Below are 21,334 nucleotides of genomic sequence, written 5' to 3' on the forward strand. Positions count from 1 at the left end.
GCGCCGATCACGCCACCCAGCCGCCGGTGCGCCAGTACTGGCCGTGCTCGCGGCTGAGCAGGTCCTCGTCGACGAGGTAGCGGCGCAGGGTGACGTAGTCGGTCTCGCCGCCGTGGCACCACGCGCGCAGGACGACGTCCACTTCCTTCTCGGGGAACCGGCGGCCGGGTTCGAAGCAGGCCGCGATGTGTTCGAGCAGGATGCGTCTGCGGCCGCGTTTGGCTGGGAACCTGACCAGGCGGCCATCCTGGATGAACGTCCGGAGCACCTTCTCCGCCTGCGGGTCGGCGTAACCGAATTCCATACCGCATTGATAACCCGCCGGCATCCGGCCCGCCAACCGATATCCGTTCTCACCCGGCGCGTCGCAACGCGCGTGTCACCGCCTCGATGATCGGCGTGAGCCTGCGCAGCTCGGCTTCGTCGGCGGTCGCGCACTCGGTGATGCCCGCGCCGACGACCGGTACCGGGATCCCGTCGATCGCACCGACCACCTCGGCGATCGACAGCCCGCCGGGCTCGGGGTACGTCGCGCCGCCGAACTCGCCGGGGTCCAGCACGTCGAGGTCGATGTGCAGGTAGAGCTGTTCGCCGGGGAACGAGTCGGCCGTGACCAGGCCGCGGTCGATCGCGGCCTGCTCGCCCGCGTCGATCGACCGCGCGCCGATGAGAACGGCGTTACCGGGCCGCAAAGCCGGGCCTGCCACGAACTCCGGGTCGCCTTCGCCGAACAGCGCCCGCAACGCCATGCCGTGGAACGCACCTGACGGCGACGTCTCGGGCGTGTTGAGGTCCGGGTGCGCGTCGAACCAGGCCACCCCGAGGTTCGGGCCGTACCTGAACCGCGCCACGCCGATCGGCGCGACGTCCGAGCCGCAGTCGCCGCCGATCGTGAGAACCGGCCCCTCCGGGGCTTCCAGTGCGGCCAGCTGCGCGGTCCGGTTGACGATCAGCGCGGCCCGGTTGGCGACACCGTCGACAGCGGGAGATTCCTCAGTGGAGACGGGGACGACGTACGGCTTGATCCCGGCGATGTCCCCGGCCAGCCGGCTCAGTGCGAGGCAGCCCTCGGGCAGGAACCGTGCTTTGTCGACCAACGCGCCTTGTCGCTGTGGCACAGCGTGGATCCGCATCACGGGGTCCGCCTCCGAATCGTCACCAGCAGCCACCCGGCACTGGCCAGGAACGTCAGTCCGCCCACCAGGATCATCAACCCCATCCAGGTGGCCCTGCCGTCCTCGAACGTCTTGCCCGGCAACCCCACCCGGCTGAAGGCCGTGGTTTGCTCGATTCTCCCATCGCCTGCCCTGACCACCACGCCTTTGATGTCACCGACCGGGATCCCGCCTTTGGCCGGGCCGTTGATCTCGTCGCGTGAATCCCGTGCGGTGCCACGGTTGTCACCGAGCACCCAGACGTGGCCGGGCTCCACGGTCGCCGTGTATGGCCGGCGCGCCGCCGAACCACCGCCCACCTTGACGTACTCCTCGGTGACCTGCCTGCCGTTCACCGAGGCGAAGCTCTCGAGTTCGCAGCACGTGATCGCGTCACCGCCGACCCCCACGACCCGCCGGACCAGTTCGACGTCCGGCTGGCCCCACGCGGCGGCGGAGAAGATGACGACGTCACCCCGGTTGACGTCGCCGCCGGACACCTCCCGGATGGTCAGCTTGTCGCCATGGCCGACCGTCGGCAGCATCGCGTCCGACGGCTCCGCCAGCCTTCGGTACCCGAACCCCAGGACCATGAAAGCAGTGGCCGCGATGAGGACTCCCGTCACCATCACGGCCACTGGCGCGACAACTCTGCTCATCTGCCCCCCCAGATCGTGAAATCCGGTGGGCAGACTAGCGCTAACCCAGCACGATCAGCAGGTCCCCGCCTTCCACCTGCTGCACGGACCCGATCGCCAGGCGCTGCACCTTGCCCGCCTTCGGCGCGGTGATCGCTGCCTCCATCTTCATCGCCTCGATCGTCGCGACCGTGGCACCGGCTTCGACCTCGTCGCCTTCGCCGACCGCGAGCGTGACCACACCCGCGAACGGCGCGGGCACCTGGTTCTGGTTGCCCTTCTCCGCTTTCTCCGCGACCGGCAGGTTGGACGCGATCGACCGGTCCCGCACGGGAATCGGCCGCAGCTGACCGTTCAGCGTCGCCATCACGGTCCGCATACCGCGCTCGTCCGCCTCACCGACGGCTTCGAGTTCGATCAGCAGCCGGACACCCTGCTCCAGGTCGACCGGGTACTCCTGCGCGGGCCTCAGGCCGTAGAAGAAGTCCTTGCTCGCCAGCACCGACGTGTCGCCGTACTGCTCGCGGTGCGCCAGGAACTCCTTGGTCGGCCCGGGGAACAGCAGCCTGTTGAGCGTGCCGCGCGGGTCGTCCTCCAGCGCCTTCTTGTCGTCCTCGGTCAGCTCGGTGACGCCCTTCGGCGCCGAACGACCGCGCAAGGCCTTGGTGCGGAACGGCTCCGGCCAGCCTCCAGCCGGGTCGCCCAGCTCGCCGTGCAGGAAGCCGATCACCGAGTCCGGGATGTCGAAGCGACCGGGGTCGGCTTCGAACTCCTTCGGGTCGACACCCGCTCCGACCAGGTGCAACGCCAGGTCACCGACCACCTTGGACGACGGGGTCACCTTGATCAGGTGGCCGAGCATCCGGTCGGCGGCGGCGTACATCGTCTCGATGTCCTCGAACCGGTCGCCCAGGCCGAGCGCCTTGGCCTGCGTGCGCAGGTTGGACAGCTGACCGCCGGGGATCTCGTGCAGGTAGACGCGGCCGGTCGGGCCGGGCAGGCCGGCTTCGAACGGGTAGTAGACGCGCCGCACGATCTCCCAGTACGGCTCGAGGTCGGACACCGCCTGCAGGCTCAGCCCGGTCTCCCGTTCACTGTGGTCGGTCGCGGCCACGATCGCCGACAACGACGGCTGTGACGTCGTGCCGGACATCGACGCGGTCGCGCCGTCCACCGCGTCCACACCCGACTGGATGGCCGCCAGGTACGTCGCGAGCTGACCACCGGCGGTGTCGTGCGTGTGCAGGTGGACCGGCAGGTCGAATTCCTTGCGCAGCGCGGTGATCAGCTTCGCCGCGGCCGGTGGGCGCAGCAGGCCCGCCATGTCCTTCACCGCGAGCACGTGCGCACCGGCGCCGACGATCTGCTCGGCCAGCTTGAGGTAGTAGTCCAGTGTGTACAGCTGCTCGCCCGGGTCGGACAGGTCGGACGTGTAGCACAGCGACACCTCGGCGACCGCCGTGCCGGTCTCCCTGACCGCGTCGATCGCCGGGCGCATCTGCTCGACGTCGTTGAGCGCGTCGAAGATCCGGAAGATGTCGATACCGGTCCTCGTCGCCTCCTGGACGAACTTCTGCGTCACCGCCGTCGGGTACGGCGTGTAACCGACGGTGTTGCGGCCACGCAGCAGCATCTGCGTGCAGATGTTCGGGATCGCCTCGCGGAGCTTCGCCAGCCGCTCCCACGGGTCCTCGGCGAGGAACCGCAGTGCGACGTCGTAGGTCGCGCCACCCCAGCACTCGACCGAGAGCAGCTCGGGCATGGTGTGCGCGACGTAGGGCGCCACCGCGAGCAGGTCCTTGCTGCGTACCCGGGTGGCCAGCAGCGACTGGTGCGCGTCGCGGAAGGTCGTGTCGGTGACGCCGACCAGCTTGGCCTCACGCAGCCAGCGCGCGAATCCCTCCGGCCCGAGTTCGGTCAGCTTCTGCTTCGACCCCGCGGGCGGGGCGCCGTTGAGCTCGACGTCCGGCAGCTTCTCCGCCGGGTCGACGAACCTCGGCCGCTCGCCGTGCGGCTTGTTGACCGTCACGTCCGCGAGGTAGGACAGCAGTTTCGTACCGCGGTCGGCGGACGACCGCGCCGTGAGCAGGTACGGCCGCTGCTCGATGAAGCCCGTCGTGATCCGGCCGGCCCGGAAGTCCGGGTCGTCCAGCACGGCCTGGAGGAACGGGATGTTGGTGGCCACACCGCGGATGCGGAACTCCGCGACCGCGCGGCGCGACCGCGCCACGGCCGTCTCGAGGTTGCGGCCCCGGCAGGTGAGCTTGACCAGCATCGAGTCGAAGTGCGCGCTGATCTCCGTGCCCGCGAAGGCGGTGCCGCCGTCGAGCCGGATGCCCGCGCCGCCCGGCGAGCGGTAGGCGCTGATCATCCCGGTGTCCGGGCGGAATCCGTTCGCCGGGTCCTCGGTGGTGATCCGGCACTGCATCGCGAACCCGCGCAGCTGTACGGTGTCCTGGCTCAGGCCGAGGTCGGCGAGGGTCTCACCGGCGGCGATCCGCAGCTGGGACTGGACCAGGTCGACGTCGGTGACCTCTTCGGTGACCGTGTGCTCGACCTGGATGCGGGGGTTCATCTCGATGAAGACGTGCTTGCCGGACGGGTCCAGCAGGAACTCGACCGTACCGGCGTTGCGGTAGCCGATGTGCCTGGCGAACCGGACCGCGTCGCCGCAGATCCGTTCGCGCAGCTCCTCGGAGATGTTCGGTGCGGGCGCCAGCTCGATCACCTTCTGGTGGCGGCGCTGCATAGAGCAGTCACGCTCGAACAGGTGCATGACTTCACCGGTGCCGTCGGCGAGGATCTGCACCTCGATGTGCCGCGGGTCCACCACGGCCTGTTCGAGGAACACGGTCGGATCGCCGAACGCCGATTCGGCCTCGCGCATCGCGGCCTCGATGGACTCGCGCAGCGCACTGGCCTGCTCCACCCGGCGCATGCCCCGGCCGCCGCCACCGGCGACGGCCTTGACGAACACCGGGAACCCGATCCGGTCGGCCGCACCGACCAGCTCGTCCACATCGGACGACGGCGGCGACGACTCGAGCACGGGCAGCCCGGCGGCCTTCGCGGCGGCGACGGCTCGCGCCTTGTTGCCGGTCAGCTCGAGCACCTCGGTGGTCGGCCCGACGAAGGTGATCCCGGCCTCCGCACACGCTCGTGCCAGGTCGGGGTTCTCCGACAGGAAGCCGTAGCCGGGGTACACGGCGTCCGCCCCGGACTTGCGAGCGGCCTTCACGATTTCGTCCACCGACAAGTACGCGCGTACTGGATGGCCTTGCGCACCGATCTGGTACGCCTCGTCCGCCTTCAGCCTGTGCAGCGAATTGCGGTCCTCGTAAGGAAAGACGGCCACCGTTCCGGCGCCAAGCTCATAGCCTGCGCGAAACGCCCTGATGGCGATCTCGCCGCGGTTGGCGACGAGTATCTTGCGGAACATCGCCCGGATACCTCCTGGTCGCGCGGGGTCGTGACGGAGAACGCTACCGGTCGGAGGCATCCGGGGCACGGCATGTGGTGACCGATGTCATGCGGGCGCGTCCATCAGGTGGACTCCACGAGCCCGAAGCCACGCGCGTTGGTCAGTGCCTGCGGCCGGTTGCGGGCGCTGAGCTTGGAGAACAGCTGACGCTGTTCGCTTTGGACGGTCTTGATCGCGATGCCAAGCGCTTGCGCGGTCTGCCGGACCGATTCACCCCGTGCGATGGAGTCGAGGATGTCGCGCTCCCGTTTCGTGAGGTTGCGCGGCCCCTCGCCGCCGGGGCCGCGGGCGAGCTGGCCCGGCAGCAGCATGCCCAGCCTGCCGACCTCGGCCGTGGCCTGCGTGCGGCTCTGCACGTCGAGTTTGGCGAAGATCCGGCGTTTGTGGTTGGTCACCGTGTGCGGGCTGATGCCCAGTTCCGCGGCGATCTCCGCGGCCGAGCAGCCCGCGCAGATCAACGCGAGTATCTCCAGCTCACGCGCTGACAGGCCGTGCCCCGGGCTGGTGGGCCGCCAGCCGCCGTCGACCTCGACGAGCGCGTCCCGCAGCCCGGCGACGCCGAACCGCGTGCTGACCAGCCGGTGCACCCCGGCGTGGTGCAGGAAGGCGAGACTTCTCGCGTCCAGCGCGCGATGAAGACCGACGATGTGCGGTTCGCTGCGTACCGCACGCAGTTCGCCGACGAACTGCAACTCGTCGGGATCGGCCGAACGCAGTTCGACCACTGCCGTGTCGGGCGACCGCAGCGCACAGAGACGCAGCAGCCCGTCGCCCGTCGCCGCCGCTCCGGCGACCAGATATCCGGGTAGTGACGCTATCCAGTTGGCGAGCGCATCCCTCAACAAGCCGTCCACGCAACGCAGGACAACCGTGTGTCGGTAATCCGACATAGTGCGGCCTACTTCCCGCCACGCCGCGTAGGGGTGTGGACACAGGGTAAACGACCCGCGACGGACAGGTCTGGACCATTAGGGCTAATTCGGGCAGCCCCCGCGTGCGCCTCACGGTCCGCACGCGAGTGAGTCGACGAGGTGATCACGACTGAGCCATCCGGCCCAAGATCGCTACCGCCCGCGGGGCACACCTCACACGTCGCACGATCGAGGGATTCACTAAAGTGGTGGAATGGCCGTTGCCAACGAGTCCCAGAAGTCCGCGTCCACCTACTTCGACTCTGCCCTGAACGGGTACAACAAGAAGCAGGTGAACGAACGCGTCACCGGTCTCGTCAGCGACCTGAAGGACGCGGCGATCGGACGTGACGAAGCGAATGCCCGCGTGGCGGAGCTGACAAAAGCCCTGAACTACGCGCAGCAGGAGCTGACGGACACCAAGGCCCGGCTCGAACGGATGGCCACCAACCCCAGCAGCGCGACGGCGATGACCGAGCGCGTGCGCGAGATGATGCGCCTGGCGGAGGAGGAAGTGGCCGAGCTGCGCCGAGGAGGCGAGGAGCACGTCAAGGAGCTGCGCGCGAAAGCGGACAAGTACAACACCGAAACCCGCTTCGGAGCAGACAAGTACGCGGTGAAGATCCGCGACGACGCGGACAAGTACGCCGCGAAGATCCGCGCGAAGGCCGACGGCCTGGCAGCCGAACTGCAGGCACAGCACGACACGAAGATGGCGGAGCTGGACCGCAAGCGCAAAGAGCTGGAAGAGAAGTACACCAAGCACAACAACGACCTGGACGCGGAGTTCGACCAGCTGAAGGCGAAGCTGACAGCCGAGCACACCCAGCTGATGACCGAAGCGCGCACAGAGGCAGCCAAGATCATCGCCGAGGCCAAGCGCGCGGCCGAGGACGTGGACAAGCAATCCGCTGCGACGCGGAAGAAGCTCGACGAAGACGCCGCGGCCACGCGCAAGAAGCTGGAAGAGGAAGCGGAGAAGAAGGTCGCCGGTCAGCTGGCCGAAGCCGAGCGCGTCGCCACCGAGACCAAGTCCGGTGCCGAGGAGATCGCGGCCGAGATCCTGACCAAGGCCGAGCAGAAGCAGACCGAGGCCGACAGTTCCACCAAGCGCCTCATCGATCTGCGGAATCGCATCGCCGAGCGTCTTGCCGCGACCAATGAGGCCGTTCAGGACGCCATCAAGCATTTCGAGATCGACGAGAAGGCTTCTGCTGACTCGCCTACTGAGAAGTTGCCTGTTCCGGCTCCTAAGCAGGGTCGCCGGTAGTTTCTTCGCCCCGGCTTTTCGGCCGGGGCTTTTTGGGTCTGTTTGACATGCTCTTGACGGGCTGAGTTTTTGGGTCTGTTCAGGCTGGGGCCTTTCTGGGTCTGCTTGACATGCGCTCGATGGGCTGGGCGGCGCCGATTTGACGTGGAGCCTCGGAATGGCCTCGGAGAGCGCAAAGGGAGGAGCCCCGCCCGATATCTATCGGTGCGGCCATAGCCATGCTCGCGAGGCTCTCCGCGCCGATCAGCTTACGGCCATTCCGCTCCATGTGAAATCGGCGCCGCTCTTGCTCGCTTTTACTAACTTTTCGTGGCCTTCGTGGCCCTTTGGTGGCCTGTGGTGGCGCGGCCTGCTTGCTTTCACAAATGGCAGGGCTCGCTCGTCCTCGGTTGTACGTCGGCACATGTGCGCTGACCTGCGCGGCGGCGACGGTCTGGGCAAGGCGTGGGTGCGGCGGCGGTCAGGTTCCGGGTTCACCGGACTGCTTCCCGTTTCATGATCGCCAGGCTCCTCGTCCGCGATATTCTTGCTGGGATCACTTCCCATGCCAAGGGCCTGTTGATGCACTCCAAACTCGAAGCAACCAGAGCGGATGCCCACCGTCAAGCCAATCCGCAACCGGCATCAGACCCAAAGCTCCGATGGTCAAGCCTTTTGCAGGAACTCGGCTCGCTCGGAATCCACCAAGGTTTCAGCCATCCCCCTGAGCCCGGGGCTGCGTCCCAATCCGGGGTCGTCGGAAACCAGCTGGAGCGCGACTTCCCGGGCCTGGGAAATGACCTCGGAATCCCGTAGCAGCGACAGCATCTTCAGCTGCGATCGTTTTCCGGACTGGCTGGCGCCGAGGATGTCTCCTTCTCGCCGGATCTCGAGGTCCAGCTGGGCGAGTTCGAAACCGTCCAGTGTGGAAGCGACAGCGTCCAGCCGCTCCCTTGTCGTGGTGCCGTCCAGCGCTTCACTCACCAACAAGCACAGTCCAGGTGCGCTTCCTCGGCCCACTCGGCCCCGCAGCTGGTGCAGTTGGCTCACGCCGAACCGATCGGCATCCATGATCACCATCGCGGTGGCGTTGGGCACGTTCACGCCGACTTCGACGACTGTCGTCGCCACCAGTACGTCGATCTCCGCCGCGGCGAACGCGCGCATCGTCGCGTCCTTGTCGTCGGCTGGCATCTTGCCGTGCAGCACGGCGATGCGGAGCCCCTTCAACGGGCCCGAAGCCAGCATCGGCGCGACCTCTTCCACCGCGAGTGGCTGGCGGCGACCGTCGTCGTTCAACGGTGGTTCTTCGGTTTCCTCCGCCCCGGCTTCGCCGATCCGGGGACACACCACGTAAGCCTGGTGTCCCGAGGCGACTTCCTCCCGGACCCGTTGCCACACGCGCTCAAGCCACTGTGGCTTCTCCGCCACGGGTACCACGTTCGTCGCGATGGGCGAGCGGCCACGCGGCAACTCGCGCAAGGCCGAAGTCTCCAGGTCGCCGTAGACCGTCATGGCGACTGTGCGGGGGATGGGCGTCGCCGTCATCACGAGCACATGGGGGCTCGAACCGTCCGCGGCACGGGTCCGCAGCGCGTCGCGTTGCTCCACGCCGAAGCGGTGTTGCTCGTCCACGACCACGAAGCCCAGGTCAGCGAAGGACACCTTGTCCTGGATCAACGCGTGCGTGCCGACCACGATGCCTGCCGCGCCGGAGGCTGCGTCCAGCAGGGCCTGCTTGCGCGCGGCTGCGGGAAGCGAACCGGTCAGCAGCGTCAACCGCGTCGAGTGCTCAGCCGCGCCCAGCTCGCCCGCCTGTGCCAGGTCGCCCAGCATCTCCTGCAACGACCGCGCGTGCTGGGCTGCCAGCACTTCTGTCGGCGCGAGCATCGCCGCCTGGCGGCCCGAGTCCACCACTTGCAGCATCGCGCGCAGTGCCACGATCGTCTTGCCGCTGCCGACTTCGCCCTGCAGCAGGCGGTTCATCGGATGACGGCTTGTCAGGTCCGTCGCGATCGCCTCGCCGACCTCCTGCTGGCCCGCGGTCAGCTCGAAGGGCAGCCGGGCGTCGAACGCGTCGAGGATTCCGCCGGGCTTCGGCGGGCACGCGGGCGCTGGCCGCGCCGCGGTCGCCTGGCGGCGCAGGGCGAGGGCGAGCTGGACGGCGATCGCCTCGTCCCACTTCAGGCGTTTGCGCGCCGCCGAGACGTGCTCCCAGCCGTCGGGCATGTGGATCGCGCGCAGCGCCGCGTCGAGCGGGAGCATGCCGCGGCCGTTGCGCAGGTCCGGCGGGAGCGGGTCCTCCGCACCGTCCCAGACGCCGAGCAGCTGCCGCACGCAGTTGGCGACCTTCCAGGTCGGCATCTTCGCCGCCGCCGGGTAGACCGGGCGCATCTTCTGCAGCTCCTGGTCGTCGTCCTCGTCGAAGATCTGCACTTCCGGGTTCTGCAGCTGGAGCTTCTTGTTGAACGTGCCGACCTTGCCTGCGAAGAAGCCCTGCGCGCCGACTTTCAGCTGGTCGCGGTACTTGCCGAGCTGGTTGAAGAACGACATGGTCAGCTTGTGCTTGCCGTCGGTGATCTCCACCTCGGTGCGGGTGCCGTGCCGCTGGCGCATCTGGTGCTTGGTCACGCGGGTGATCTCGGCCTGGATCGTGACGTGCTCGCCGATCTCCAGCCCGGCGATGTCGGTCAGCTTGCCGAACTCCTCGTACCTGCGCGGGTAGTGCCGCAGCAGATCGCCGACGGTGTGCAGATCCAGTGCTGCCGCCAACGCGTCGGCCGACTTCTTGCCCAGGATGGGCTGCAGGCTGTCATCGAACGAACTCATCGAAGCTCACATTAACGAGCCGGTCCGACACTTCTCACTCGACACCGAACATGAGCACGGTGTCGCGCTGCCCGCCGCGGTACGCCACGAACTCCACCGCCGGGAACTCCCGCCGCAGGTGTTTCTCCAGCTCGTCGCTCAGGCTGTCCGGCGCGTCCGCGCCGAGCAACGCCGTGACCAGCTCACCGCCCGCGGTCAGCATCCGGTCGACGACCGCGCACGCACCCCGCAGGACCGTGGCCTCCTCGACCGGGCCGTGTTCGATGCGCATCACCTCGCCGTCGGCGAAACCCAGCAGGTCACCGGCACGGCACGGGCCGATCCACGTGATGGCGTCCTCGCTGGCCACCACGAGCTCACCGCGCCGCGTCGCCGCGGCGGCCTCGGCCATCGACACCACGTCGTCGCCCGCGCGCCGGGCCGAGTCGTGCACGGCCAGGGCCGCAAGCGCTTGCACCGGCGACACGCAGGGGATGACAACGACGTCCTGTCCCCCGGCGACCGCCCTGGCCGCCGCCTCGTCGGCGATGCCCATCAGGCCGTCGTCACCAGGCAGAACGGTGACCTGGGACGCACCGGTGGAAGTGATCAAGTTGAGCAGGTCCCAGACGTCGGGCTCGTCGTCCGCCCCGATTTCCAGGACCAGCGCGCCCTCGGTACGGAACAGCGCCGCGATACCCGAGCCACGAGCTGGAATGACCACAACCCGCGCGCGACCGAACCGGGACGGTGCGCCTTCGGCGTCAGCGAACCTTGCGACCATGATCCGGTACGGGCGACCTGCCTCGACGCCCGCCTCGATCGCCGCGCCGATGTCATTGCAGTGCACGTGGACGGTCCACAACCCGTCGCCGTCACCGACAACGGACACGCAGTCGCCCAGGTTGGACAGCTTGTCGCGCAGGACGGCGGTCGCGTCGTCGGTCGTGCTGTCCAGCAGGTACATGACCTCGTAGCCGAACTCCGTCGAGCCCGCCTCACGCGCCGCGAGCGGCGACGGCTGGGAGGTCGAGTACGGCACAACCGGCTCGTCGCGTTCGTTCACGACCGTGACCAGGGATTCCAGGAGTAAGAGCACGCCACGTCCCCCAGCATCGACCACACCGGCATCTGCCAGCACGTCGAGCTGCTGTGGTGTCAGCGACAGCGCCTCCGACGCGGCCCGCGCGGCGGCTGCCGCGACCTCGTGCAACACGCCTGAACGGATCCGGCGGGCCCCGGCGGCGGACGCGGTCAGCACGGTCAGCATCGTGCCCGCGCGCGGCTCGGCGACCGCTTCCGCGGCCAGCTCGGCGGCCCTGACCATGGCTTTCGCCACGTCGTGCGCACCGGCCTGGTCGACCGCGCGCAGTGATTCGGCCAGACCCCGCAGCATCTGCGACACGATCACACCGGAGTTGCCCCGCGCGCCCGCCAACGCCCCCTTCGCGAGGACGCCGAGCGCCGCTCCGGCCTCGGAGCGCTGGTCCACGGGCGCCCTGAGCAACGCCTCGAGGGCCGCGCGCATGGTCTCGAGCAGGTTGGAGCCGGTGTCACCGTCGGCGACCGGGAAGACGTTGATCTTGTCGATCGCCTCCCGCTGCGCGTCGAGCGTCCGCACGCTCATCGCGGCCCAGCGGCGGATCGCAGCGGCATCCAGAACCTGGAGCACGGTCGTTGTCCTCCCGCTGTCGAGCACCGAGGATGGTCGGCGCGAGAGTAACCGCGAACACACCGGCCATGCCGCGAACGGGGCCGGTTTGTAACCGCCGGACGCCACCCGTTACCCTGTCTGAGTTGCCTGGCTGGCCCGGGCTATACGTCGTCGGCTTTGATCCGCCGGCAACCCAGAGGAAAGGACACTGACGTGGCTGCTGTGTGCGACGTCTGCGGTAAAGGGCCGGGCTTCGGCAAGTCGGTCTCGCACTCCCACCGGCGCACCAACCGGCGGTGGAACCCGAACATCCAGACCGTGCACGCCAAGCTTGGCATTTCGCAGCGCAAGCGGCTGAACGTGTGCACCTCCTGCCTGAAGGCGGGCAAGGTCGTCCGGGGCTGACGCTCTCGCTCTTTCAACCGGCCCGGGTGGTCTCGACCGCCCGGGCCGGTTCGCGTTCACGGGCGATCAGCAAGGTCGTGAGGCTGGCCAGCGTGGCCGCGCCGCCGGCCGCGCCCATCGCCCACTGCGGGCCGACCCCGCCGACCAAGAATCCGGCGATCATCGTGCCGAGGGCGTTGGCCGTGCGCATCACGGAGTCGGTGGCCGCGAAGGCGCGACCGTGCAGGTGTTCCGGGGTTCGCAGCCGGACGAGCGCCTGGCGTGAGACGTTCTGCATCCCGTTGGCGAACCCGCCGCAGAGGAATGCGACGACGATCACAGCGGTGTGCGCGAAGACCGCCGGGATGAGGATGGCCAGCCCGAGCGCGGCTCCCGCCCAGCCCAGCGTGCGGACCATCGCCCGCTGGTCGGCGATCCGCGCGGCGATCCGCGAGCCGAGGATCGACCCGACCATCCACGCCGCGTAGACCCAGCCGATCAGCACGACCCCGCCGTGCAGGACGTCGGTGATCAGGAAGACGTCGGCGACGTTGATGAGCGCGACGCACAACGCCACGACCGCGAGACCACCGAGGCTGACGGTGATCACCCGGTCGCGCGCCATGTGCCGGATACCCGCCATGGCGGCGCCCTTCCTGCTGTCGCGCTCGCTGCCCTCGACCCGCGGGTCACGGTCGACCTTGAGCAGCAGCAACAACATGGCCTGCGCGAGGAAGGTCCCGGCGTCGATGAGGATGGCGTTCCTCGCGCCGACCACGGCGATCAGCACGCCACCGGCGGCCGTGCCGAGGACGTAGCCGGTCCACCGGCTGGACGCCAGCCAGGCGAAGCCTTTCGCGACGTCACCGGGCCCCGCCGCGCGGGGTGCGAGGGTGGCCGCAGCAGGGTCCGCGACGGCCGCGCCGCAGCCGACGACCAGCGTCGCGATCAGGACCACGGCGACGTCGTCGAGCAGGAACGCGATCGCCAGCGTCGCGACCGCCTGGAGGAACTGGGCCTGCTGCATCAGCCTGCGGTTGGGCAACCGGTCGACCAGCAACCCGGCGAACGGCGCGCCGAGCGACGCGGGCAGCAGCGCGGCGATCATCAACGCGGCCAGCGCGATCGCGCCGTGGTCCTTGAACTGGACCATCAGCACGAGCCTGCCCAGACTGGTCCCGAACGCCGAAACCCCGACCCCGGTGGCGATCAACGCCAGATCCCGCCGCATCACCCCACGCTATTGAGGCTCGTGGTGCCTGAGGAACCGGTTTTCTCTACGAGCTGACGATCTCCGCCAGGCTCATGTCCGCGGCGCTGGCCAGCACCAGGTCCGCAGCGGTGAGCCGGGCCGGGTCGATGTGCGGGTTCGGTATCGCGACGCACCGCAGCCCGGCGGCCTTGGCTGCCGCGACGCCGTGGGGCGTGTCCTCGAAAGCGACCGCTTGGTCGGCGGAGATCTCCATGCGGCGCAACGCGAGCCGGTACACCGCCGGGTCCGGCTTGGGCGCGCCGACCTCGTCACCGCACGCCACGACCTCGAACCGCGAACGGTAGCCGGACTTCTCCAGCAGCGGCACAACCCAAGCGGTTGGCGAACTGCTGGCGATCGCGAGCCGGAAGCCGTCCGCCGAATCGAGCCATTCCCGGATCCCTGGCCGCAGTTCCAGCTTGGCGTTCAGCGAATCCCGGTACTCGATCCGCCGAATATGGCTGGCCACACGGTCGTAGCCATCGCCGACAGCGGCGGCCAGCGCGGCGTACCTGATCTCGCTCACATCTCCGCCGTGGTCAGCGAAGAAGGTGGAGACGTCGAGCTCAAGACCGTGCTGCCGCCATTCGTACTGCCAGCTGTTCAGCTGCGTGGACTCGGTGTCCATCAACAGGCCGTCGAAGTCGAAGACAAGCGCAGCAATCCCCATTGCAACCATTCTGCCCGGTTACGGCTTGGTCGCGCCGGTCGTTGACGCCACGCAACACGCCCGACATCGCCCTGACCACGCTGGTCAGCAGGCCACGGCGAAGGTGCCGGCCGCGTGGGGCGGGGTGGCAATGACCGGCTTCCGGCGGCCAAGCCCGTCCTCGCGGAGCGAGGACAATCGTTACGGCAACTTCCAGTCGACTGGCGGCGCGCCTTGCTGGGTCAGCAGTTCGTTGGCGCGGCTGAACGGGCGCGAGCCGAAGAAGCCACCGGCGGCCGACATCGGGCTCGGGTGCGCTGACTCGATGCACGGCAGCGGGTCCAGCAACGGCCGGAGGTTGCGGGCGTTGCGGCCCCACAGGATCGACACGAGCGGCTTGTCACGCGCGGCCAGCGCCTTGATCGCCTGCTCGGTCACCTCCTCCCAGCCCTTGCCCTGGTGCGAGTTGGGCTTGCCGGGCATCGTGGTGAGGGCCCTGTTGAGCAGCAGCACGCCGTTCTCGGTCCACGGCGTCAGGTCACCGTTGGACGGCTTGGGGTGCCCGAGGTCCTCGCAGTACTCCTTGTAGATGTTGATCAGGCTCTTGGGGATCGGCCGCACGTCGGGGGCGACCGAGAAGGACAGGCCGACGGCGTGCCCCGGCGTCGGGTACGGGTCCTGCCCGACGATGAGCACGCGCACGTCGTCGAACGGCTGCTTGAACGCGCGCAACACGTTCTCCCCGGCGGGCAGGTAGGTGCGGCCCGCGGCGACTTCGGCGCGCAGGAACTCACCCATCGCCGCGATCCGGTCCGCGACCGGCTCGAGTGCCTGCGCCCAGCCGGGGTCCATGACTTCGTTCAGAGGACGTGCCATGCCGCCAGAGACTAGCCGACCGGAAAAATAGCCCTAGTCCAGGCGCCGGAGGCCGGATTTGTAGATCTTGACGTTCTCCACGTACCGGTCGACGATCATCGCCCACGCCATCGGCGGCACTTCGTGGTTCTCGCGGATCCGGGCGGGCACGCCGAGGGCCATCCGGTGCGCGGGGATGTGGCCGTTGAAGGACATCACCGCGCCGGCGCCGAGCACCGCGCCCTCTTCGACGACCGATCCGTTGAGCAGCACGGAACCCGAGGCGATCAGGCAGTGGTCGGCGACGGTCGCGCCTTCGATGTGCACGTTGTGCCCGACGACGCAGTTGGCGCCGATCACGGTCGGGTGGAACTCCGTGCAGTGCACGATCGTGCCGTCCTGCACGCTCGTGCGTTCACCGACCTGGATGCTGCCGGAGTCGCCGCGCAGCACGGCTTGCGGCCACACCGAGGCGAACGCCCGCAGCGTCACGTCCCCGATGACTGTCGCGTCCGGATGAACGAACGCGTCCGGATGGATGATCGGTTCCTTGTCACCGAGCGCGTAGATCGGCACAGCTCCTCCAAAGTGGACTCTATCGCCAGTGCTGCCAGCCACCGGGACCGTCGTACGGGCGGCCGTCCACGGTAACGCCTTCGCCGCGTCTGACCGTGCCGATGGTGACCCAGCCGTCCGGGACCTCCGACGGGCCGGGGAAAGTCGCGGCGAGCGCGTGGTCCTCGCCGCCGGTGAGCACCCAGTGCCGAGGGTCGGCGCCGAGCGCGGTGCCGACGTCGACGAGTCGCTGGTGCACTTCGAGCAGATCCGTGCGCACGTCGATGGCCACGGCGGAGGCCGTGGCGATGTGGCCGAGGTCCGAGAGCAGCCCGTCGGACACGTCGATCATCGCGGTCGCACCGGCCAGCGCGGCCTGCGCTCCGGCGTCGTACGGCGGTTCCGGCGCGCGGTGCGCGCTGACGACTGTGACCGGTGAGCGGAACCCCCGGCCCAGCACGGCAAGCCCGGCCGCTGACCACCCGAGCTTCCCGCAGACGGCGACGACGTCGCCTGCCAGCGCCCCGGAGCGCCTGATCGCCGACCGCCCCTGCAGATCCCCCAGCGCAGTGACGGATATCACCAGCGTCTCGGAGCTGACGACGTCGCCGCCGACCACACCGACCCGCGCGCGATTGGCTTCCTGCCACATGCCCGCGGTGATCCCGTCGAGCAGTTCCACTGTGGTCCGCGGCGGGCACGCCAGCCCGACGAGGACCGCCGTCGGTGTCGCGCCCATCGCGGCCACGTCCGCGAGGTTCACCGCGACCGCTTTGTGCCCAACCTGTTCCGGAGTGGACCAGTCCAGGCGGAAGTGCACGCCTTCGACGAGCACGTCCGTGCTCGCCACCACACGCCCGTCGGACGCGACCACGACGGCCGCGTCGTCGCCGGGGCCGAGCAGCGTGCTCGGTGGCTGGGCTCGTCCACCGGTCAACCGCTGAATCAGGTTGAACTCACCCAACTCGGCGACGGTGCCCGCCTGGTCCGGCGTGTCCGATCGCACAAAAGCCTCCGATACCGAATGTTCGGATCACCAAACATTCCCCGGTTGGGGTACGTTGCTGACCACGTTCCTACCTTGAGCATTCTTGTCCAGACGAAGGGGCACGCCGGTGGTCCACGCTTACATCCTCATCCAGACCGAGGTCGGCAAGGCGGCCGCGGTCGCGGCCGAGATCGCCGGAATACAGGGAGTCACCACCGCCGAGGACGTGACCGGGCCGTACGACGTGATCGTGCGCGCCGAAGCGGACAGCGTCGACCTGCTCGGCCAGCTCGTCGTGGCCCGCATCCAGAACGTGGACGGGATCACTCGGACGCTCACCTGCCCTGTGGTCCATCTTTGACCCGTGCTGTAGTTGGGGCGTGGACAGGACAAGGGTTGTCATAGCGGCGGGGCTCGCCGTGCTGCTCGTCGCCGGGGTGATCATCGTCAGCCTCGTTTTCGGGTCGGGCAACGACCAGGTGGCACAACCGCAGCCGCCGTCCGCACCCCTGCGGACCGGACCGGTTCCGCTGGTGCCGGTGCCCGCTCCGGCCGCGGCGTCGGCCGACTGCACCACCCTGATCCAGAAAGTCCCAGCCACGCTGCAGGCCGACAAAGGCGTACTGACCAAGGCGGCGCTGGCCGAGCCCGCGCCGCCCGCGTCGGTGGCGTGGACCGACCAGCGCTCCGAACCTGTCGTGTTGCGCTGCGGCTTGGAGAAACCAGCCGAGCTGACGCCGACGACGCAGAACCTGCGCGCGGTGGACGGCGTGTCGTGGCTGCCGGTCGAAGGCCCCGGGTCGACCACGTGGTACCTGGCCGACCGCCCGGTCTACGTCGCGCTGACCATCCCCGGCGACACCGGAACCGGCCCATTGCAGGACATCTCCACACTCGTCGGCAAAACCCTCGCCAAGAAAACCTCGTGAGTGGTTCGGCCGGTTCTAACCGGCCGAACCACTCACGAGGGTTGTTCAGCGCAGGCCGCTGCCACGGGCCAGTGCGGTGTCGATGAGGGTGCTCACCAGTGTCTTGAAGTCGATGCCGGTGACCGCCCACATCTTCGGGTAGGCCGAGCTCGGGGTACAGCCCGGCATCGTGTTCAGCTCGTTGACCAGCACGTCGCCGTCGTCGGTGACGAAGAAGTCGACGCGGGCGAGGCCTTCGCCGTCCACCGCCTTGAAAGCGTGAACCGCCAGCGCGCGGACCTTCTCGAGCACCGCGTCGTCGAGTTTGGCCGGGATGTGCAGTTCCAGCGACTCGTCGAGGTACTTGGCCTCGAAGTCGTACCAGTCGCTGTCGGTCTGGACCTCCGCGGGCAGTGACGCCTCGACGCGGCCGTCGGGGAACTCCAGCACGCCGCACTCGACCTCACGGCCCGCCACCGCGGCCTCGACGAGCACCTTCGGGTCGACCGACCGGGCGAACGCGATCGCGTCGTCCAGCTCGGCCCAGTCGGTGACCTTCGAGATGCCGTGCGACGAACCGGCGCGGCACGGCTTGACGAACACCGGCAGGCCGAGGCGGTCCCGCTGCTCCTGCGACAGCGTGCGGTCGTTGCGGGTCAGCAGTTCGTACTCGCCGACCGGCAGGCCTTCGGCGGCGAGGATCCGCTTGGTGAACGCCTTGTCCATGGACACGGCGCTGGCCAGCACACCGGATCCGACGTACGGGATCCCGGACATCTCCAGCAGTCCCTGGATGGTGCCGTCTTCGCCGTAGGCGCCGTGCAGCATGGGGATGACCACGTCGACGTCGTCGAGGACCCCGCTCGCGCCTGCTTCGCGCAGTTCCACGAACCTGGGCCCGGACAGCACCACCTCGGTGCCCGCGGTGACGCTCGGCAGCGCACCGCCTTCGATCGCCAGCGTGGACGCGCCCGGCGCAAGCACCCAGGCGCCTTCCGGCGTGATGCCGACCGGCAGGACGTCGAAACGTTCGGTGTCCACATTGGCGAGCACGCTCGCTGCCGACACGCAGCTGATGGCGTGTTCGGTGCTACGGCCGCCGAACACGACGGCGACTCGGATTTTCGGCTCGCTCATGGCGCCCGACCTTACCTGTCCCCCTCCGTCTGCCTGAGCAGGTCTATGAGCTGCGGCAATACCTCCACCAACTCGTCACGGGAACACGCCGCGTAGCCCAACGCGAGGCCGTACCAGCGCGGCTTGCCGGCGTGGTGCCTGGTCAGGCCGTCGAGCCGGGCGCCGAACTGCTCGGCTTTGGCCCGTACGTCCCGTTCCACGCGTGCCGAGGACAGCGGTACGACCACGTGCGCGCCCGCGTCGTCGCCGAGCACCTCGAAACCGGCGTCCCGCAAGGCATCGACGACGAGTGAACGCCGTTCGGACAGTTCCCGCCGCAGCCGCCGCAGGTGCCTGCCCAGATCTCCGTTGCGGGCGTACTCGATCAGCACCCGCTGGCCGGCGACCGCGGGGCCGATCCCGGTGTGGTCGCGGAATTCGAGGATCTTGGCCACAACCGACGGGGGCGCCACCATCCAGCCGGTGCCGAGCGTCGGTGTGAGGATCTTGCTCGTGGTTCCCAGGTGCACGACGACATCCGGGGCGAGGGCGGCGAGCAACGGCAGCGGTGCCACGTCGTAGCGCAGTTCGCCGTCGTAGTCGTCCTCGATGACCAGGAACCCGTCGCGCCGCGCGCGTTCGACGAGTTCGACCCGGCGACCGGCGGGCATCCGGCCGCCGAGGGGATATTGGTGCGCGGGCGAGCAGTAGACGGCCTTCACACCGGCAGGCACCGCGTCGACCCGGAACCCTTCGACGTCGACCGGGGCCAGTACGACGTTGAGCCCGGCGGCGGTCATCGCGGAAGCCGCCCGCTGGTAGCCGGGTTCCTCGATGGCGACGGTCGCGCCCGGTCCGAGCACGGCGAACGCGAGTTCGGACACCGCTGCGGACGTTCCGCTGGTGGCCAGCACGGTTTCGTCTTCGCCGACTCGCAAACCGCGGTGGCGCAACAGGTGCTCGGCGATGATGGCGCGGTAGTCCGGCAGCCCGGCGCGTTCCGGGCGGGCGAGCGGTGGCGCGTCGGCGGCGGCACGCCACGCGCGGCGCCACGCGGCCCGGTCGATCCCGCCGACCCACGGGCTTCCCGGCGTGAGGTCGAGCAGAACGGGCGTGGCCGCGCCGCGTTTGGGCCGCGGGGCGGATTCGGGCAGGCTGCCCGGCGGGGCTGTCGTTATGTAGGTGCCGGATCCGTGCTTGCCCGCGATCCAGCCTTCGGCGTGCAGTTGTTCGTACGCCGCGGAGGTGACGGTCCGGCTGACTTTCAGGCGCGTGGCCAGCGCACGGGTGGAGGGCAACCGGTCGCCGCTGCGCAGTCGTCCGTCCGCGGCGGCGGAGCGCAATGCGTCGGCGAGCTGGACTGCCAGCGGCGTGTCAGACTCACGGTCCAGCGTGACCGGGGGCGCGGGCGGGTCGGCTGCCACGGCAATTGGCCTTTCGATTTTCGATGTTTTTGGCCCTTTGATGATGCCACTTTGCCGAACACACTGGTAGCCGTGACCCGCACTCCACTATCGCCCACACCCCGCAGCACAATCAAACGCGGGAAGAAAAGAGCTGTCGCCGACCGGGCCGCACTGGACGCCGTCCTCGACGCCGGGCTGATCTGCCACCTGTCGGTCGTGATCGACGGCGCGCCCGTCGTCCTGCCGACCGGCTACGGCCGTGACGGCAACACCTTGTACCTGCACGGCTCAACCGGAGCGCTGAGCCTGCGCCACACACTCGACACAGATATATGTGTAGCCGTCACGCTCGTCGACGGCATCGTCTACGCCCGCTCGGTGTTCCACTTCTCCGCCAACTACCGCTCGGCGGTCGTGCACGGCCGCGCCCGGCTGGTGGAGTCCGAGGAAGAACGCATGCACGGCCTCAAAGTGCTCACCGAGCACATGGCTCCCGGCTCGTGGCAGCACAGCAGGCTGCCGAGCGCGAAGGAGATGGCGAAAACCCAGGTGATCGCCCTGCCGCTGGACGAAGCCGCCGTGAAGATCCGCACCGGCGGCCCCGGCGACGAACCCGAGGACATCGAGAGCGACATCGCGTGGGCGGGCGTGCTTCCGTTGACGCGGCACTGGGGCGCACCCGTACCGAGCGAGGACCTCTCACCGGGGTGGGTGGACGCTCCGGCTCACATCAGGGATAGGTCCGCATCTCCCGCGTAGCCCGGTAGACGTGGATGCTGACAGCGGGGTCGGCGCCCTGGTTGGCGACCTGGTGCACGTAGTGCGGCGCGAACACGCGTGACTGGCCCGGCCGCAGGTGGAGGGTGTCGCCGGTGCGCATGACCTGCTCGGTCAGGACACCGGACACGATCGTGAACGCACCGGTCGCGCTGCCGTGGTCGTGCAGATCCGTCGACTGCCCCGGCAGCCAGCTCATCAGCCAGATCTCGTGGTCGTCCGTGCGGTCGAGCAGGACGGAGAAACGCTCGGCCGGGTCGTAGCGCAGCTGGTTGCGCCAGCGATCCCGGTCGAGCGCGTACTCGATGGCGATCCTGGCGGGGTGCTTGACCTCGGGAGCAGCGGCGAGCGCGACGGTGTTCTCAGGTACGGCGAACATGGAGATTCCTCGGATGACACAGGCGTGGTCGATGACAGCGGGCCGATCACCGAGGAAGACACAGTGCGCTCGCGACGAACCCGAGGTCGATGTGACCTCGTCCGTCGGCCATGGCGCGCATCATGCGGACTAGGAAAGCAGCGCGGGACATGTCCGTCAAATCACGTCCA

General features: G+C 68.8%; 20 protein-coding genes. 5 read left to right on the forward strand and 15 right to left on the reverse strand.

Going from position 1 to position 21,334, the window contains the following annotated elements:
- Nucleotides 1-7 precede the first annotated feature (7 nt).
- From AOZ06_RS45110 to AOZ06_RS45130, 5 genes are all read right to left on the reverse strand, one after another.
- Entirely contained in the window at nucleotides 8-304 is a 297-nt protein-coding gene (locus AOZ06_RS45110) for a DUF2087 domain-containing protein (protein ID WP_054294983.1), read from the reverse strand.
- A 49-nt stretch (nucleotides 305-353) separates the two neighbouring features.
- Entirely contained in the window at nucleotides 354-1,133 is a 780-nt protein-coding gene (locus tag AOZ06_RS45115) for an arginase family protein (protein ID WP_054297396.1), read from the reverse strand.
- Nucleotides 1,133-1,813: a signal peptidase I gene (lepB, locus tag AOZ06_RS45120; protein WP_083472360.1), complete on the reverse strand. Its 681-nt coding sequence runs from the start codon at nucleotides 1,811-1,813 to the stop codon at nucleotides 1,133-1,135. Before lepB ends, AOZ06_RS45115 begins: the two co-directional genes overlap by 1 nt.
- Nucleotides 1,814-1,853: 40 nt before the next feature.
- Nucleotides 1,854-5,231: a pyruvate carboxylase gene (locus tag AOZ06_RS45125; RefSeq protein ID WP_054294985.1), complete on the reverse strand. Its 3,378-nt coding sequence runs from the start codon at nucleotides 5,229-5,231 to the stop codon at nucleotides 1,854-1,856.
- A 104-nt stretch (nucleotides 5,232-5,335) separates the two neighbouring features.
- Nucleotides 5,336-6,127, reverse strand: coding sequence for a response regulator transcription factor (locus tag AOZ06_RS45130; protein ID WP_054294986.1), 792 nt, complete (start codon nucleotides 6,125-6,127; stop codon nucleotides 5,336-5,338).
- Between the two features lie 271 nt (nucleotides 6,128-6,398).
- On the opposite strand from AOZ06_RS45130, the gene AOZ06_RS45135 reads away from it, so the two are divergent.
- Complete coding sequence (locus tag AOZ06_RS45135; protein WP_054294987.1) at nucleotides 6,399-7,454, forward strand: coiled-coil domain-containing protein; 1,056 nt, start codon at nucleotides 6,399-6,401, stop codon at nucleotides 7,452-7,454.
- Nucleotides 7,455-8,099: 645 nt separating this feature from the next.
- Here AOZ06_RS45135 and recG read toward each other — a convergent pair.
- Both recG and AOZ06_RS45145 read right to left on the reverse strand, forming a co-directional pair.
- The gene (gene recG, locus AOZ06_RS45140; protein ID WP_054294988.1) at nucleotides 8,100-10,262 is read right to left on the reverse strand and encodes an ATP-dependent DNA helicase RecG; all 2,163 of its coding nucleotides are present in this window, start codon (nucleotides 10,260-10,262) and stop codon (nucleotides 8,100-8,102) included.
- 34 nt (nucleotides 10,263-10,296) lie between these two features.
- Nucleotides 10,297-11,913: a DAK2 domain-containing protein gene (locus AOZ06_RS45145; protein ID WP_257721446.1), complete on the reverse strand. Its 1,617-nt coding sequence runs from the start codon at nucleotides 11,911-11,913 to the stop codon at nucleotides 10,297-10,299.
- A 195-nt stretch (nucleotides 11,914-12,108) separates the two neighbouring features.
- On the opposite strand from AOZ06_RS45145, the gene rpmB reads away from it, so the two are divergent.
- The gene (gene rpmB, locus AOZ06_RS45150; protein ID WP_054294989.1) at nucleotides 12,109-12,300 is read left to right on the forward strand and encodes a 50S ribosomal protein L28; all 192 of its coding nucleotides are present in this window, start codon (nucleotides 12,109-12,111) and stop codon (nucleotides 12,298-12,300) included.
- Between the two features lie 13 nt (nucleotides 12,301-12,313).
- Here the strand turns inward: rpmB and AOZ06_RS45155 are convergent, their stop codons facing one another.
- The 5 genes from AOZ06_RS45155 to AOZ06_RS45175 form a co-directional block, all read right to left on the reverse strand.
- Nucleotides 12,314-13,510, reverse strand: a complete 1,197-nt coding sequence (locus AOZ06_RS45155) for an MFS transporter (RefSeq protein WP_054294990.1) — start codon at nucleotides 13,508-13,510, stop codon at nucleotides 12,314-12,316.
- Between the two features lie 46 nt (nucleotides 13,511-13,556).
- Nucleotides 13,557-14,201, reverse strand: coding sequence for an HAD family hydrolase (locus AOZ06_RS45160; RefSeq protein ID WP_054294991.1), 645 nt, complete (start codon nucleotides 14,199-14,201; stop codon nucleotides 13,557-13,559).
- 180 nt (nucleotides 14,202-14,381) lie between these two features.
- The gene (locus tag AOZ06_RS45165) at nucleotides 14,382-15,056 is read right to left on the reverse strand and encodes a uracil-DNA glycosylase (RefSeq protein WP_054294992.1); all 675 of its coding nucleotides are present in this window, start codon (nucleotides 15,054-15,056) and stop codon (nucleotides 14,382-14,384) included.
- A 33-nt stretch (nucleotides 15,057-15,089) separates the two neighbouring features.
- Nucleotides 15,090-15,611 carry a gamma carbonic anhydrase family protein gene (locus AOZ06_RS45170; protein ID WP_054294993.1) on the reverse strand — a complete coding sequence of 174 codons (522 nt, stop codon included), beginning with the start codon at nucleotides 15,609-15,611 and terminating at the stop codon, nucleotides 15,090-15,092.
- Between the two features lie 19 nt (nucleotides 15,612-15,630).
- Nucleotides 15,631-16,596 (reverse strand): thiamine-phosphate kinase, encoded by a 966-nt coding sequence (locus tag AOZ06_RS45175; RefSeq protein WP_054294994.1) that lies wholly within the window; start codon nucleotides 16,594-16,596, stop codon nucleotides 15,631-15,633.
- Between the two features lie 109 nt (nucleotides 16,597-16,705).
- On the opposite strand from AOZ06_RS45175, the gene AOZ06_RS45180 reads away from it, so the two are divergent.
- Nucleotides 16,706-16,939 carry an Lrp/AsnC ligand binding domain-containing protein gene (locus AOZ06_RS45180; RefSeq protein WP_033380331.1) on the forward strand — a complete coding sequence of 78 codons (234 nt, stop codon included), beginning with the start codon at nucleotides 16,706-16,708 and terminating at the stop codon, nucleotides 16,937-16,939.
- A 19-nt stretch (nucleotides 16,940-16,958) separates the two neighbouring features.
- The gene (locus AOZ06_RS45185; RefSeq protein ID WP_054294995.1) at nucleotides 16,959-17,507 is read left to right on the forward strand and encodes a DUF3515 domain-containing protein; all 549 of its coding nucleotides are present in this window, start codon (nucleotides 16,959-16,961) and stop codon (nucleotides 17,505-17,507) included.
- 45 nt (nucleotides 17,508-17,552) lie between these two features.
- Here AOZ06_RS45185 and AOZ06_RS45190 read toward each other — a convergent pair whose 3' ends face one another.
- Together AOZ06_RS45190 and pdxR are read right to left on the reverse strand one after the other, a co-directional pair.
- Nucleotides 17,553-18,623, reverse strand: coding sequence for a D-alanine--D-alanine ligase family protein (locus AOZ06_RS45190; protein ID WP_054294996.1), 1,071 nt, complete (start codon nucleotides 18,621-18,623; stop codon nucleotides 17,553-17,555).
- Nucleotides 18,624-18,634: 11 nt separating this feature from the next.
- Nucleotides 18,635-20,026, reverse strand: a complete 1,392-nt coding sequence (gene pdxR / locus AOZ06_RS45195) for a MocR-like pyridoxine biosynthesis transcription factor PdxR (RefSeq protein WP_157233594.1) — start codon at nucleotides 20,024-20,026, stop codon at nucleotides 18,635-18,637.
- Between the two features lie 72 nt (nucleotides 20,027-20,098).
- Here pdxR and AOZ06_RS45200 point away from each other — a divergent pair, with 72 nt between their 5' ends.
- Nucleotides 20,099-20,767 (forward strand): pyridoxamine 5'-phosphate oxidase family protein, encoded by a 669-nt coding sequence (locus AOZ06_RS45200; RefSeq protein ID WP_054294998.1) that lies wholly within the window; start codon nucleotides 20,099-20,101, stop codon nucleotides 20,765-20,767.
- Here the strand turns inward: AOZ06_RS45200 and AOZ06_RS45205 are convergent.
- Nucleotides 20,739-21,164, reverse strand: a complete 426-nt coding sequence (locus tag AOZ06_RS45205; RefSeq protein ID WP_054294999.1) for a cysteine dioxygenase — start codon at nucleotides 21,162-21,164, stop codon at nucleotides 20,739-20,741. The two genes, AOZ06_RS45200 and AOZ06_RS45205, sit on opposite strands and share 29 nt — an antisense overlap.
- Nucleotides 21,165-21,334 lie beyond the last annotated feature (170 nt).

It is taken from the genome of Kibdelosporangium phytohabitans, from assembly GCF_001302585.1.
Taxonomy (GTDB): Bacteria; Actinomycetota; Actinomycetes; order Mycobacteriales; family Pseudonocardiaceae; genus Kibdelosporangium; species Kibdelosporangium phytohabitans.

Coding starts and splice junctions, on each gene's coding strand:
- AOZ06_RS45110 (WP_054294983.1), bottom strand. CDS start 304: ATGGAATTCGGTTACGCCGACCCGCAGGCGGAGAAGGTGCTCCGGACG.
- AOZ06_RS45115 (WP_054297396.1), bottom strand. CDS start 1,133: ATGCGGATCCACGCTGTGCCACAGCGACAAGGCGCGTTGGTCGACAAA.
- lepB (WP_083472360.1), bottom strand. CDS start 1,813: ATGAGCAGAGTTGTCGCGCCAGTGGCCGTGATGGTGACGGGAGTCCTC.
- AOZ06_RS45125 (WP_054294985.1), bottom strand. CDS start 5,231: ATGTTCCGCAAGATACTCGTCGCCAACCGCGGCGAGATCGCCATCAGG.
- AOZ06_RS45135 (WP_054294987.1), top strand. CDS start 6,399: ATGGCCGTTGCCAACGAGTCCCAGAAGTCCGCGTCCACCTACTTCGAC.
- recG (WP_054294988.1), bottom strand. CDS start 10,262: ATGAGTTCGTTCGATGACAGCCTGCAGCCCATCCTGGGCAAGAAGTCG.
- AOZ06_RS45155 (WP_054294990.1), bottom strand. CDS start 13,510: ATGCGGCGGGATCTGGCGTTGATCGCCACCGGGGTCGGGGTTTCGGCG.
- AOZ06_RS45160 (WP_054294991.1), bottom strand. CDS start 14,201: ATGGGGATTGCTGCGCTTGTCTTCGACTTCGACGGCCTGTTGATGGAC.
- AOZ06_RS45165 (WP_054294992.1), bottom strand. CDS start 15,056: ATGGCACGTCCTCTGAACGAAGTCATGGACCCCGGCTGGGCGCAGGCA.
- AOZ06_RS45190 (WP_054294996.1), bottom strand. CDS start 18,623: ATGAGCGAGCCGAAAATCCGAGTCGCCGTCGTGTTCGGCGGCCGTAGC.
- AOZ06_RS45205 (WP_054294999.1), bottom strand. CDS start 21,164: ATGTTCGCCGTACCTGAGAACACCGTCGCGCTCGCCGCTGCTCCCGAG.